The sequence below is a fragment of the Paenibacillus segetis genome, from assembly GCF_014639155.1.
GTDB lineage: Bacteria > Bacillota > Bacilli > Paenibacillales > Paenibacillaceae > Fontibacillus > Fontibacillus segetis.
The window spans coordinates 271792-286047 of sequence record NZ_BMFT01000002.1; the positions used below are offsets into that span (position 1 = coordinate 271792).

A 14256-nucleotide genomic window follows, 5' to 3' on the forward strand; every position below is an offset into this window, starting at 1 on the left:
TAAGTATAAAAGCCTTGGTCGTTCTAATCGTGCGATTGAGCGAACAAATAGCACAAGCATGTGACATTGTTGTCACATGCTTGTGATGTTAATGAACTCGTTTCGTCTGGGAAAGGTCAAGGTAAAGGTCGATCCTGCTCCAAGTATTGATTCTACACTTATTTGGATTAATAATGACTGTGCTGCTTTTTTAGCTAAATATAGCCCCATGCCTGTTGCCGCATTATCTTGCCGAATCGTTGTGGATGTGAAACCTTTATCGAATATACGTGATAGATCCTTGGGATCGATGCCACGTCCGAGATCGTTCACTTCGACGATGACTTGATCACCGTGTAGGTAACTTTTAATTGTGATATCGGATGATTCACTGTATTTTACAGCGTTGGTTAAGAGCTGTCTCATAATAAAGGCCAGCCATTTCCGATCGCTGAGCACTTCCGGTGACTCTAATTCAATATCGAAGCCGATTCCTTTTTGAATACACCAGGACTGTAAGGTTTTAATTTCATTGAAAATAATATCTTCTAAATCGATCTGTTCCATATATAGATCATTCTCAATAAACGGGATGCGCCGTTGATGGAGTTGTTGGTCAAGCAAGTGATGAATTCGCAACCATTCATAGGTTAGCTGAGTTTTCATCGTTTCGTTATCTAAACGCTCGATCATCAGATGCATAGCTGTTAACGGTGTTTTGACTTCGTGAATCCACGCTAATAAGTCATCCTTCTCTTCCTCTAGAGCCAGTAGACTTTGCGAGGCGGCTTGTTTCAGAAATTCGGCTTGGCTAAGTATGCTATCTTCAACAATCTGTTCAAAAGGACTCTCCACACTGGGTAAATTCGATACATCCAGATCGTTATTCCGCTCCTCTAGTCCCTTGTAGAATCTCGTTTCTTTATGATAACGAATGATGACAAAGCCTATAAATAGGATCGTCGACAAAAAGGCAAGATAAAGAAGAGGCTTAAGCGGGATTTCTGGGTCAATAAAGACAACAAAGATATTTAATAGCTGCAGGAATATAAATAGGATGATCCAACTAAATCGTTCGCTGATAAATTTTCTAAGCATAGTTATTTGCCTCTTCCGTAGCCATATAACCTTGTCCTACTTTCGTCTCAATAAAGACGCCTAGGCCAAGCTCGTCCAATCTTTTTCGCAAACGATTCACATTAACTGTTAAGGTATTATCGCTAATAAAACGTTTATCATCCCATAAGCTATTGATTAGTTCCTCACGGGTTACGATCCTGTTCTTCTTCTCGATAAGTAGCTTCAAAATAAAGACTTCATTCTTTGTCAGTACAATCGTCCCGTTAGGATGAGTAACCGTATTTTTCTCATAATCTATCGTTGCCCCACACCACGTTTTGAGCTCCACTTTGTCCGTATTGTAATTGTAGACCCGTCTGAGCGTCGCCTGAACTTTAGCTATGAGCACATCAAAATGAAAGGGCTTCTGAATGAAATCATCGGCTCCGAGCTGCATGGACATTACGATATCCGTTGGATGATCGCGGGAAGATAAGAAGATAATCGGAACGTTGGAATGGGACCGAATCATCCTACACCAATGAAAGCCATCGAATTTGGGTAATTGAATATCAATGATGACTAAATCAGGACGGATGTCTGTAAATTGCTCCATCACTTTATTGAAATCAGTGATCCCATACACATCGTAGGACCACTGCGACAATCTATCTTTGATCTCATGAAATAAGGTTGTATCATCTTCAATCAACAAGAGCTTAAACAAGGAGTTCACCACTTTTTTAGTTTCGACTTCTACAGGAATTGTATAATAAAACGATGTGGCAAGCTATAGAGGGCTAAATTCTCTTGCCGTTAATCTTGGTCTCTATAGAGATTGGCGGATACAAGGGTGTGATCAGGTTCTCTAAATCAAACATTTGATCGATATGATATACGCCATGACGGAGAGGGCCCTGATAGACGTGATTGGCTACGGCAGAAGCGACCTTTGCAGTAATCTCAGCTTCATTTTCTCCTTGTAAAAAACATTCTACCTTCATCTTCTCTTGGTGCTGGATGCCTTCTGCATCGATTTTTACAGCAAACTTTGCAGTTCCAAATGACATTTTACTGAACGCTTGAACGAAGGCATTTCGAATCGGCGTGTATTTCAATAAACGAAATATGCCTGATGCTCTAAGCCAAGCTAATAACCCGGTTATTGGCTTCGAATCAAAACAGAGGCGAGTAGAGATGGAAGGTACATTCAGCGTACGTGGAAGCACATGTTGATCTGAAAAGTTGAAACGGTATGCTTTCTTTCGTCCCAACCCAGTTCCGAAATCGGTTGTTCTACCATCCTTGAAACTTGAGACCCTCACTTTATATCCATTCTTATTCACATCATATTGTGTACCCAAGTTATCGATGGTCCATTCGATGGAAGCTTTGCCATGCTGATCACCTAAGCCAAGCATAATGGATATATCGATGGCCTCCGTCTGATCCATCTGACGCTTAGCGTGGAGAGCCATCAGGTTTGTCATTCCCGGAGCAAGCCCCACACTCAACACGACCGTTGAATGATGGCTCATGGCTACCGAATGCAATTGTTCTACCTGAGACAGAAATGAGATATTAGCCGAAATGTCCACGTAATGAATTCCTTTATCAAGACAAATCGAAACAAAGCTGGTATCCGTCTGATCTAGACACATGACGATCAATTTGACGCTATTCAGGACAGTGGGATCGATGTGGTTGCTTATGTTGAGTTGTAATGGCTGGACCTTCCCGTCCGTAGAACTACTGAATTTCTCAGCACGCTCAAGGTTTCTACCCGCAGCAAACACCTTGCCGGGATATAGTTCGCTTAGTTCTCGGCAGATCTTTTGTCCCACATGACCATAACCACCAATCACAACGATATGTTCTTGCATATTCATTTCATTCATTTCGCTCATATCCTTCATCTATATAGTATAGTTACTAAACCAATTATCCAAAAAAAATTACTTCTCCAAAAAGGAGTTTAATTTCGCTATACATTTCTCGAATATTTCTATTTCTTGTTCAGTTAATTGTGTACGCAGTTGGTCGTAGAATTGGTGATGGACCTCTTCGTGAGCTGCGTTAGCTTCCTTTCCTTTTTCAGTAAGTGAAATTAAGGTAACCCTTGAATCGGTTGGATGGGGTGAACGTTCGACGAGTTCTTTTGCCTCTAACCGGGTAATAAGCTGTGTGACTGCGCCTTTTGTGATGCCCAGACGTCCGGCGAGTTCGCTCATAAGCACGGTTCCCTCGGAACCGACAGCTTCAATGGTGTGGATTTCGCTTGGAGTTAAGGGACCAGCGCTCCCAAAGGTGTGAGGCTTACGCTCAAGCCGCCGAAGCTGCATAATCATGCGACCTAGATTACGGCTTCCCGTATTGTTGTTGTTTGATTGAGTTATATTTGTCTTCTTCATGACAATAGTATAGTTTCTAAACTTATTTATTGTCAAACAAATTTAAGAAAGGATCAGTTTCAAGTTTGACAAAAGACAGTCGCTATTGTATTATCTTAATATAAAGATACTTAATATAAAGTTAATTGTTGTCGTCGTGCATGATTAAAACTGTAGTCGCTTATATTAAGCGTAATTGCTTAAGAAGCCTCAAATAGAGATGGAGGAATTATAATGAATGGATTAAAAGGGATACACCACGTAACAGCTATTACAAGTAGCGCTGAGAAGAACTATGAATTTTTTACTTACACTTTAGGGATGCGTCTAGTTAAGAAGACAGTAAACCAAGACGATATTCAGACCTATCACTTGTTCTTTGCCGATGATAAAGGTAATGCCGGGACCGACATGACATTCTTCGATTTCCCTGGCATTCGCAAGGGAACACACGGTACAGATGAGATTTACAAATCATCCTTCCGGGTACCAAGTGACGCAGCATTAGATTATTGGGTGAAGCGTTTCGATCGTCTGGCTGTGAAGCATAGCGGAATTAAAGAGCTGTTTGGTACAAAGGTACTTGGCTTCGTTGATTTCGATGACCAGCAATATCAATTGATATCAGATGAACGCAATCAGGGGATAGCTTCAGGCACACCTTGGCAGAATGGACCCATCCCATTAGAGTATGCAATCACTGGATTAGGACCAATCTTTGTTAGGGTCTCCAATTTCGACAATTTCAAAGAAGTGATGGAGAAGGTCCTCTTGTTCAAAGAAATCGCTAAAGAAGGCTCACAACATTTATTTGAGGTTGGTGAAGGCGGAAACGGTGCGAGGGTCATTGTTGAGCATAATACTTTCTTACCAAGAGCACAGCAGGGATACGGTACTGTTCACCATACGGCTTTCCGCGTTGAGGATCGATCCGTACTAGAAGAATGGATCCAACGTTTGGATCAATTCGGTTTCAATACATCTGGCTATGTGAATCGCCACTTTTTCGAGTCACTGTACGCTAGAGTTGCTCCACAAATTCTCTTCGAATTTGCCACAGATGGCCCAGGCTTCATGGGAGACGAACCTTACGAGACACTAGGAGAGAAACTATCGCTACCACCATTCCTAGAGCCAAAACGCGAATATATCGAAGGAATAGTGCGCCCCATCGACACCGTCCGTAGCACTAAGGAGCTCATTAAGGAGTAAAGACAGGGGGCAGGTTCCTTGTCCCAGTTCATTGCCGATGTTTCTCCTTCACGAAAAAAGAACGCCCAAGCCATGATCGGCTTGCCGGCGTTCTTTTTGTATCTTATTAGATCATTTAAAAGGATTTACACCCTTAGGCAGTAATTCATTAAAATTAAAAGTGTACGTAGGGATTCCGGCGGCATAAGGTGCGATCTCATATTGTTGATAGAAGATGGCAATGCCTCCTTCTCTAACATAGAAGTTCGGATTCTCATTTAGTCCTGCCGATACATCGTCGAAGGCTTCCTTCTTCGTTAGCTCCTTCAGTTTTTTATCCAGCGTTTGCTTGTAGTTGGGTGCGCTCTTCAGTAAGTCGTCAAGTCCCAACTGCTTACCGTCTTTGAGCGAGAAAGTAATCCCTTCGCGAAGGGTGCTACCATGAGCCCCACCTGTGTAGCTACTTTGATCAATGACAATACTCAGCACATTTTCACGGTTAAAAGTGACAATAAAATTTTGCGAAAAATCATACTTTTGCTCAATCGAACCATCTCTTTTGCTAGCTTGTTCTACACTCGCTGCAGCGAAATCTTCTGCCTTTTGTTTGAACATGGCATTCATCGTTTGCTGAACTTCATCTGGTAGTCCACTAATCTTCGGATATTGAATCATGATGGTCGCATTCTGATTGCTCTTATCCAATGTTTCAGAAGAGATGTTAATGTTATTCATCACCCGTTTGCTGAGATCTAGCGATTTGAGCGATGGATTGAACACACCTTGATAACCCATATAATCATTCAGCAGTTTAAAAGGTACATAAAGGTGTCCGTTCACATTTTTCACTTCATATTCATTGGTCTTGCTGTAAAGGTAGTACCCGTTCAGGTACGTGTTGATGCCGTAGTCTGAATTTTCGATGTTCAGCTTCGTGAAATCCGTCCCTAAACTATAAATTTTGGTCGCTGGATTATAAGTTACTTTAAGGCCCAGAGAATCCCGCAGCACCGTTAATGGGATCATCGTATTTCCATTCAAGATTTTCCCCTGCCCAGTTAACGTTGTTCCATTATATTTAAGTACAACAGCTGGCTCTACGCCCTGTTTGATAACAGGTTTGGTTGCAGAAGCCGCATTTGCCGGTATCCCGCCCGTTAGTCCCGAACCTCCAACCAATACTCCAGCAGCCAAGAGTGCTGCACTCCATTTCATTCCTTTTTTCATCACTAAATCGCTCCTTTCAAACATTGCTTATGTTTGTCATTTGATGTGTTTTTTTCTACTCCTACCATTATAATCAGGTCAAAAATAAATTTGTTTACAACCGTGGTTACAGCATTGTTGCATTAGTACACAGGGTAACCTATTACGAACACGGCGAGATACAAGACACTGCCCACGATCGATAAAATAGTAAAGGCAACATCCTTCGACTTGTCTTTCGTAAGCAGCACGGTCGCGAAGGCTAGTGGAAATGCAACGCTAAAGTAACGAGGCGCTGACATGAGCCATGTCGCCCCCACTACAAATGCAAAATATACGATAAAGTAAGCTGTATACGAGGGTCGTAGCTGTTTTGCCCCTTTCAGCATGATGATTAGAACGGAAAATATACAGATTAAATTCGGAAGCCATAGGCCAAGAAAAGAGGAACTTTCTCCTGCGAGAAACTTATTAACGGCATATTCCATCTGGTATCTCGCGGTATCGAAGAAAAGGTAAAAATCCTGAGACCAATGCTCTTTCTGATAGATACTGAACTGAAATGGGTTTCCGGTAACGGAGTAGTTGATATAGAAGTAAGTAAGCAGCCCGAGAGGTATGATGGCGAGGCAGGCTACAGCACTGATGAATTTAAGTGCCCATGCTCGTTTATCGATTAACCTGTAGCTCTGGACTAAATCCCGCGTGAATTCGATAGCAATCGGGACAGCTAATAAAATTCCTGGAGAACGCGTATATGCCGCGAGTGCACCACAGAAGCAACCCAATAACCATTGCTTTTGCCTTACGAAATAAATACACATCAGCGAAAGCGCCAGGAATAGTGACTCCGTCATCGGAATGAGAAAGAAGAATGCTGCAGGGAATATGAAGATATACTTTACAACTCGCATGGCATCTCTTTGGCGCATGTCTAGCATAGCAAGCTCATAAGCGAACAAAGCAGCTACCAACGCACAGACATTTGATACGATAAATCCCGCAGCTAAATAATTCTGAGTGAAATACCAAGCTACTCTTATGAGATCAGGAAAAAAGGGAAAGAACACGATGTGGTACTTAGCATCACCCGTAGTCACATACCCGTTCTCCGCGATACCTAAATAACTTGCAGCATCTATCCCCGAAATGTGCCATGTTTCCATTAATTTTTCAAAAAGCCCACCTGAATAACCGTTCTTAATAATTAGCATGGCATAGGCTATGATCAGGAGGAGGATGCGGCTCACCAACACCCAGACTATAATATAAAACCAAGCCTGCTTACGGTTACCTACCCTATTTCTGTTCATTACTTCATCCGGTTTATTCGATAGAATGTATGCCGTTAAAGTAGGTATCGAGCGTAGTACCAATAATACAAATAACACGAAACAGACGATGGCGGAAATCGTCCCCATTTTAGTCCAAGTATTAGTTGATATTACCCAGAAAACAGCTACCACTATCATAATCAGTAGAAAAATAATAGATAATATCTTGTCATGCTTTTTCATCGGTACCTCCGATAATGAGATGCAGTGCTCATATGGGAATATAATAGACTGTATGTAATTTGGTGTAAATCAATAATTTTCCACTTAGAAAAGTGATAGTGGCATAAAAAAAGCAGGTCAAGGTATTTACAACCTTAACCTGCCTGTTTTATGGATTTTGAGACACCGTCTTAATCATTTCACCTTTAGGATCATGTGCAACAGTAAAAGCTTTGGGGGTAAGGGGTTTGCTGCGCGATTCTTTTCGCTGATACGCATTGTTTCGAATGAGTGCGAAGATGATAAGCAGCGTCCCGAATATTTCATAATTGCTGATATGGTAGCCTTGGAAGGCCATAATCACAAATGTGGTAATGGGAACAAAATTGATAAACAATATTCCATTGAGTGAGGATAATAACTTGATTCCGAGATTCCAACTTAGCAAAGCAACTAGCCCTGGCAGTAAGATCATGAAGGCCATTTCATATTTTATGGAGAGAATCGTATCCATCGTTGGAACCGGAAGTATTTGAAAGCTTGAAGCAAGGGTAACGATGACCAAGTTGACTGCACTGCCTAGCAAACAGGTTAGCGTAGAATAACGAAGAGTTGACCAATCCTTGAAGCGATCTCCACCCATAGAATAGATGACCCAACCAACAACACCCATAAAAATCAGCAGCAAAGGAACAAGATGTTGCCCAGCCATCACGAAAAAGGTCAACTGTCCTTTGGTGATCACAAGTAATGCACCCACAAGCGCGATAGCTACACTCGGTAGCATGTATGTTTTGGGGGCTTTTTTTGTGGTGATCCACAGAACCATGATGGTTATCATCGGCATGAGCACTTCCATAATGGAAGCGGCAATGGTGCCTGACTCGCCCATGAGCTGTTGTCCTAGGAAGACGGACATATTATAGACTGTGAATGCCATCGTACCAAAGAGTAACAAGGATTTCCCTCGACCTTCCAAGCGAAATGCCGCTCTTCCCTCTTTCAACCACAATAGCACACTGAGAATGATACCAACGATTAAATAGCGAATAAACGAGAAATAAAACGGATCAATTTGCTGTAAAGCAATATGGGCAACAGGAAACATGGCTCCCCATGACATACTTGCGATAAGGCAAAGTAAGGACCCTAGGATTATCTTTTTCTTTAGCATGGTGTATTGTCTCTCTCCTTAGCACAATCTGCCGAATTTTTATGTATAAATAATCATAGAGCGGAGATGAGTTGTAGTAAAATGATTATAAATAACATTTGATATCATTTATAATGATATTAGATAAGTGACGTATACACTTTGAAAGTGTAGCGGAGAGGAGGGGCATTTTGGAATTTAATGATTTGAGAATCTTTCAGACCGTTGCGGCACATGGAAGCATCAGCAAAGCAGCACTCGAGCTCAACTATGTTCAGTCGAATGTGACAGCAAGAATTAAGCTGCTTGAGAAAGAACTCCAGACACCATTATTTCATCGCCACAAGCGTGGGATGGTTTTAAATACAGAAGGAAAACGGCTATTGGAACAATCGCGGGAGATTTTATCGAAGATGGAGGAAATGAAACGTTCATTTCAAGATAAATCTAACCCCTCCGGGATTCTTAAGGTAGGGATCGTGGAGACCGTGGTTGCGCTGCCTGATATTTTATCCTCGTATCATAGTAAATACCCCAATGTCGAGCTCTCATTAAAAGCTGGGGTAACTGATCTTTTGCTACAAAAGGTCGTTGATATGAAGTTAGATGGAGCGTTTGTGACAGGTCCCATTAGGCATCCCTTAATTGAACAGGTGGAGGTCATTCAAGAGAAGCTTGTACTTGTTACGAAGGGACCGACTTTTTCGATGGAGGATATCACGACGAGACCTCTATTGCTATACAATAAAGGCTGTGGTTATCGCGGGAGATTGGAAAGCTGGATGAAGGTGGAGGGACTCATCCCGAAGCAGATCATGGAGTTTGGTACATTTGGGACGATTATAGGTAGTGTGGCTGCCGGGATCGGAATAACGATCTTGCCCGAATCCTCCGTTAGAAATCTGGCCGCGGTTGGCACGGTGTTCGTTCATGATGTACCTGACCCTTATCGTGAGATTACGACGATTTTTATCCGGCGCAAAGACTCCCTGTTAACAAGCACGCTGCAATGTTTCATTGATGAGATTGTGTCGCGTACGGGGTATGAGCATTCGCTTTATTCTTCATCACGCTGAAGACGATCTAGCACCAGTTGCACCGCGATGGCATCGTCTAGGTATCCTAGAGGGAATACGTAATCAGGTATGATATCGGTAGATGAAACAAAATAAAGCAGCGCACTTCCGAGGACTGCGCGTTTTTCTAAGGTAATCTCATCTCCACAGTAGAGATGGTACATTTTCTTTAGTTCGTCAATGAACGGGCCGGTACCATTCACATTGGCTATTTTTACCCAAAATTCATTAAGAATAATCCGCTTGCCTTCTTCCGTAAGGACATAGGGTTCATATTTATTTAGTTCTTTCTGAATAAGCTCTGCCGTAAATTGATGATCGATTAAGTTAGAAGCTTGGAGAATTTCTCTAATGCTATTGATCGATGTGTTAATATCTGTGGGATGATCAACTCGTGGCATACTGACATCAAAACCAGCAGCTTGGAATAGTTGGACGGTTGGAACGCCGAGGTGAACTGCAAATAGCTCTAAATGGTCTGGTTTTGCTCGCTGTTTCCCATTGACGATTCGCGATATGGTAGCCGTGTCAATCCCAGTAAGTGTACTTAATTTACGCATGGATAAAGAACGCGCCCTTAATAACGAAGTTAAAGTTAGACCAAGAGTTGAATCGCTCTTTTCTTCAGACATTCTTAATTCACTCCTTTGGGCTTGCAATTGAGTTCATTGGATACGAGTGTTGAAATAATCTCAACATTTTTGGAACAGAACAAGCACATTTTCTCAACAGGCTCAATACGATGACAGTAAACCGTATTGAGGAGTGAAACCAGATGACAGCATGGCTTTTGATCTTAGGGTTTGCCGTTTCATCAAGTTTGGATAATTTAGGTGTGGGAATATCGTATGGGATTCGTGGCATTCGTATTGGATTTTTATCAAATGTAACGATCGCAGTCATTTGTTTTCTTTTAAGTATGACAGGTATTATGTCTGGACAGTGGCTCTCCAAAGTTCTACCGGGGATCTTTCCAGTTCTGGTTGGAGCTTTTTTGTTGTTCATTGTTGGCATACGTATTATTTTATTAGCGGCTCCGCGTAAAAAACATCAACCACCCCAGGCGAATGTTGAAGAAGGGTCAGGCGCAGGTTCCATAAAGGGGATTTTGCAAAATCCCGAAACAGCAGATGCTGATCAATCAGGAGCCATTGGATTAGGCGAAGCTGCAATCTTAGGAGTCGCCCTTGCCGCAAATGCAGTTACGAATGGTGTAGGTGCAGGTCTGATCGGATTATCCCCACTCGCTATCTCATTAACTGCGGCTATAGGTAGTTATATTACCGTGTGGCTCGGTGTTGGTTTAGGCCGCAAAGTAGCTAGTGTTCGTATTGGCTCTTTCACATTGGGTCAATTTAGTACGGTTTTAAGTGGCATCATTATCGTAGGGATTGCATGCAATTCTTTGCTTGGTTAAGGTACTGCTGATTGCATGTATGCATTTATTTTACGTGTAAGGTTGCCTATTATGACTATGGAAAGCTGTAGAAAGAACTTGACGAAGGAACTACTCCAAACAATCACCTCAGAGTAGGTCCCCAAAAAGGAAAAGTAGGCGGGCCCGGATTCCTACCGTTACTTAGGAGCATCATTGTTAGATGATGGCATAGAGGGTGTATTATATTCACACCAATCAGGTGGTAACGCGGAGTAACTTCGTCCCTTATGGGGCGAAGTTTTTTTGTGCTTGTAACTATGAGGAGGGATCGAAATGTGAAAGCGGAAAAATTGTCGATATCAAATTTGGGTAGAGCCCCAAATCCCTATATCCACGCATATGCAACCGCTGGTTGACAGTTTGCTAACTAAACTTGATAGTCATGAACAGGTCATTATTATATGATGAGCATGAGGTGATAACCATGCAATTTGCAGACAAAATGCAGAAGTTAAGAAAAGAAAGGGGCATGTCCCAAGAAAATTTAGCGGAGATTATTGGTGTGTCACGGCAATCCGTTTCCAAATGGGAATCGGGGCAATCGTATCCTGAAATGGATAAAATGATTGCATTAAGTGAGCTTTTTAACGTTAGTATTGATGAGCTCGTAAAAGATACCTCGGGTAGCACTGGGTCAGCACAGAATATACATAATAGTTACGTTATCAATGTAGGATCTCAGTTTCATTATGAGTACAAAAGTAAGCGAACATTGCTGGGTGTTCCATTAGTTCATGTAAATGTGGGACGCGGAATATATGTTGCCAAGGGAATTATTGCGATAGGGAATATTTCCATCGGCGTAGTATCGCTCGGAGTCCTCTCTTTGGGTCTTATCAGCTTAGGGGCATTGGCTATTGGATTGCTTATGGCACTAGGAGGGCTAGCGATTGGCACCATTTCGTTGGGGGGGCTTGCTTTGGGGATATTTGCCGTAGGCGGTTTGGCCATAGGAATGTTCTCAATTGGGGGTTGCGCTATCGCTTCTCATATAGCTATTGGTGGGTATGCAACGGGACATATAGCGATTGGTGAATCCGCAACGGGTGCTCAGACCTTGATCATGCAACATAATGAATTTAATAGTATAAATGGAGATCAGGTTAGGAGTTTAATTAATCAAGAGTATCCAAATTTGTGGAAAGCACTAGTAGATGGGATTGTCTCCATGTTTAACTCAACCTCATGGAATCCATAATTTGGCACACAACTAAATAGGAGTGTTGTCGTCAGAACTATAGATATATAAAACAACGAGGTGACGACAACATGACGAAAAAAAGAGGGGTACTTCTACTTTTATTGTTAACGACTTTGCTATATTCTGCTCCCGCTTATGCAGAAACGGCCCCCCAAGCTCCAGCTCCAGCTATTTATTTGAACGATCAGCAGCTTCAACTTGAAACAGAGCCATTGCTTGTAAATGGCACCGTTTTAGTTCCCATGCGGCAACTATTTGAGGCGCAGGGAGCCAAGCTATCATGGAATGGAGCTGCCAAAACGGTTACAGCGACCAAAGGCGATATGACGCTAACTTACCATGTTGGAGAAACAATAGCTTATGTAAATGGTCAATCGATAAGCTTGATCGTTCCAGGCCGTATTACACAAGGTTATACGATGATGCCGTTACGTGTCTTCAGCGAAGCATTGGGAAGCACTGTGAAATGGGACGCTAAGACCAAGACAGTCCGAATGTTCTCCGCGATTGATTATGCAACAACCATTCTGTCAGGAGTAAATCTACGAAGCACTCCGGACTCAACATCTGACTCCACTAGCCTACAAATGCTACCTGCGGGCGAGAAGGTTCATATCGTCCAAGAGGTGGATGCTTTCTGGTTGGAAGTCCGCACCCGTGACAATAAGACTGGATACATATCAGCCAAACCCAAATATAGTGATTATACGAGTGCATCTCTTGTAGAACGACAAGCAGATGAGTTGATTGCGTATGGGGAGAAATTCCTTGGGACACCTTACGAATTTGGCGCTTCAACCGATCAGACGGACACATTTGATTGTTCTTCCTTTGTACGACATTTGTTTCTGAATAAGCTGTCGATTGATCTACCACGTGTCTCTTACAACCAAGCCAAGGAAGGCCAAGAAGTTGGGCTCAACGACCTCCGTAAAGGAGACTTATTATTCTTTAGTGCACGTGGCCTCGATATCGGACATGTTGCCATCTATGCGGGAGACAATAAGCTGTTGCATACGTATTCTAAAGAACTCGGTGTTCATGTTGGATCTTTTGACGGCCAGTGGAAGAAAAGGTTCGTAACTGCGCGTAGGGTGTTGTAATCAGGTAGCTCGTTTTTATCTAAAAGACCACAAAAAGAGTAGTCACCTCCCTTGGGAGGAACTACTCTTTTTTGAATATTCCTCTCTGTTATTTTCCCGAGTAAAAGGTCAAATAGTCCTCAAAATGTGTCATCCAGTAGGAAGTTGAATGTCCTCCGGGATTTGAATGCCACGCTACAGGAATACCTTCATTTTTTAGCAAGGTATACAGCTTTTCATCCACGACGGCTAATCCATCAGACTCCCCAGCGTCTAGATAGACCTGCACATGTTCTAGGTTATTGTTAACGGCAAGTCGGAAGGGATCCCTTAGGTTTCTCAACTCCTCAGTGGGATATAGCCAATCTCGTTGATCTGTAAAATAATCTTGTGCTGTGTAATCCCAAATTGCTGCGCTGTGTCCTCCAACTTTGCTGAATAAATCACTGTGAGTAAACCCAAGGTATAGAGCCGCGTAACCTCCCATCGAGAATCCCCCTACATATCGGCCCGCTCTTGAAGCTTCTGTGCTGTAATGAGTATCGACATAAGGAACGATCTCATCCATTATATAATCCTCATAATTCCCTTCATCTACGGCGCTTGGTTTGACGCCTTGCCCTGGTACTGTATCTACAGCAAAGCTATTTCCGTAGTCGGGAGATACAATGATCAACGGCGTTATTTTCCCCTCATGAATGAGGTGGTCAGCAACCTGGTCTAACCCCATGGGATTAAAAATATAGTTACGATTGCCCCCGAAACCATACAATACATATAGTACAGGGTAACTTTGATCTGCATCATAATCAGGAGGAAGGTACACAGCAAAGCGCATATTCTTGTTTAAAGCACGACTGCTTATTTCAATATCATCAATTTTGGAGGGAGTGATCTGAACCAAAGAATCTTTGTGAACAATGGTTCCGCAGCCAGATATCATCACGACAACGAATAAGAATATAACTACATATGATTTCATCAT

At 42.4% G+C, this 14256-nt stretch carries 14 protein-coding genes; 5 read left to right on the top strand and 9 right to left on the bottom strand.

Annotated features, from left to right (window positions below; genetic code table 11):
* Positions 1-72 precede the first annotated feature (72 nt).
* The 4 genes from IEW05_RS17420 to IEW05_RS17435 form a co-directional block, all read right to left on the bottom strand.
* Positions 73-1077: a sensor histidine kinase gene (locus IEW05_RS17420; protein WP_188541127.1), complete on the bottom strand. Its 1005-nt coding sequence runs from the start codon at positions 1075-1077 to the stop codon at positions 73-75.
* Positions 1070-1765 carry a response regulator transcription factor gene (locus IEW05_RS17425; RefSeq protein WP_188541128.1) on the bottom strand — a complete coding sequence of 232 codons (696 nt, stop codon included), beginning with the start codon at positions 1763-1765 and terminating at the stop codon, positions 1070-1072. Before IEW05_RS17425 ends, IEW05_RS17420 begins: the two co-directional genes overlap by 8 nt.
* Positions 1766-1838: 73 nt before the next feature.
* The gene (locus IEW05_RS17430; RefSeq protein ID WP_229753468.1) at positions 1839-2936 is read right to left on the bottom strand and encodes a saccharopine dehydrogenase family protein; all 1098 of its coding nucleotides are present in this window, start codon (positions 2934-2936) and stop codon (positions 1839-1841) included.
* A gap of 57 nt (positions 2937-2993) precedes the next feature.
* Complete coding sequence (locus IEW05_RS17435) at positions 2994-3449, bottom strand: MarR family winged helix-turn-helix transcriptional regulator (RefSeq protein WP_188541129.1); 456 nt, start codon at positions 3447-3449, stop codon at positions 2994-2996.
* A gap of 213 nt (positions 3450-3662) precedes the next feature.
* On the opposite strand from IEW05_RS17435, the gene IEW05_RS17440 reads away from it, so the two are divergent.
* Entirely contained in the window at positions 3663-4640 is a 978-nt protein-coding gene (locus IEW05_RS17440; protein WP_188541130.1) for a ring-cleaving dioxygenase, read from the top strand.
* A gap of 111 nt (positions 4641-4751) precedes the next feature.
* On the opposite strand, the gene IEW05_RS17445 is transcribed toward IEW05_RS17440, so the two are convergent.
* The 3 genes from IEW05_RS17445 to IEW05_RS17455 all read right to left on the bottom strand — a co-directional run bounded on the left by IEW05_RS17445 (position 4752) and on the right by IEW05_RS17455 (position 8495).
* Entirely contained in the window at positions 4752-5846 is a 1095-nt protein-coding gene (locus IEW05_RS17445; protein ID WP_188541131.1) for a PdaC/SigV domain-containing protein, read from the bottom strand.
* A 122-nt stretch (positions 5847-5968) separates the two neighbouring features.
* The gene (locus tag IEW05_RS17450) at positions 5969-7342 is read right to left on the bottom strand and encodes a hypothetical protein (RefSeq protein ID WP_188541132.1); all 1374 of its coding nucleotides are present in this window, start codon (positions 7340-7342) and stop codon (positions 5969-5971) included.
* Positions 7343-7490: 148 nt separating this feature from the next.
* Positions 7491-8495 carry a DMT family transporter gene (locus IEW05_RS17455; protein ID WP_188541133.1) on the bottom strand — a complete coding sequence of 335 codons (1005 nt, stop codon included), beginning with the start codon at positions 8493-8495 and terminating at the stop codon, positions 7491-7493.
* A gap of 170 nt (positions 8496-8665) precedes the next feature.
* On the opposite strand from IEW05_RS17455, the gene IEW05_RS17460 reads away from it, so the two are divergent.
* The gene (locus IEW05_RS17460) at positions 8666-9550 is read left to right on the top strand and encodes a LysR family transcriptional regulator (protein ID WP_188541134.1); all 885 of its coding nucleotides are present in this window, start codon (positions 8666-8668) and stop codon (positions 9548-9550) included.
* Here IEW05_RS17460 and IEW05_RS17465 read toward each other — a convergent pair.
* Positions 9532-10182, bottom strand: a complete 651-nt coding sequence (locus tag IEW05_RS17465) for a DUF1232 domain-containing protein (protein WP_188541135.1) — start codon at positions 10180-10182, stop codon at positions 9532-9534. The two genes, IEW05_RS17460 and IEW05_RS17465, sit on opposite strands and share 19 nt — an antisense overlap.
* 143 nt (positions 10183-10325) lie before the next feature.
* Between IEW05_RS17465 and ytaF the strand changes: the two genes are divergently transcribed.
* The 3 genes from ytaF to IEW05_RS17480 all read left to right on the top strand — a co-directional run bounded on the left by ytaF (position 10326) and on the right by IEW05_RS17480 (position 13292).
* On the top strand, positions 10326-10967 hold the full coding sequence (ytaF, locus tag IEW05_RS17470; protein ID WP_188541136.1) for a sporulation membrane protein YtaF: 642 nt from the start codon (positions 10326-10328) through the stop codon (positions 10965-10967).
* A gap of 445 nt (positions 10968-11412) precedes the next feature.
* Positions 11413-12186: a helix-turn-helix domain-containing protein gene (locus IEW05_RS17475; RefSeq protein WP_188541137.1), complete on the top strand. Its 774-nt coding sequence runs from the start codon at positions 11413-11415 to the stop codon at positions 12184-12186.
* A 71-nt stretch (positions 12187-12257) separates the two neighbouring features.
* Positions 12258-13292 carry a C40 family peptidase gene (locus IEW05_RS17480; RefSeq protein ID WP_188541138.1) on the top strand — a complete coding sequence of 345 codons (1035 nt, stop codon included), beginning with the start codon at positions 12258-12260 and terminating at the stop codon, positions 13290-13292.
* 88 nt (positions 13293-13380) lie between these two features.
* Here IEW05_RS17480 and IEW05_RS17485 read toward each other — a convergent pair whose 3' ends face one another.
* Positions 13381-14256, bottom strand: a complete 876-nt coding sequence (locus tag IEW05_RS17485) for an alpha/beta hydrolase (protein WP_188541139.1) — start codon at positions 14254-14256, stop codon at positions 13381-13383.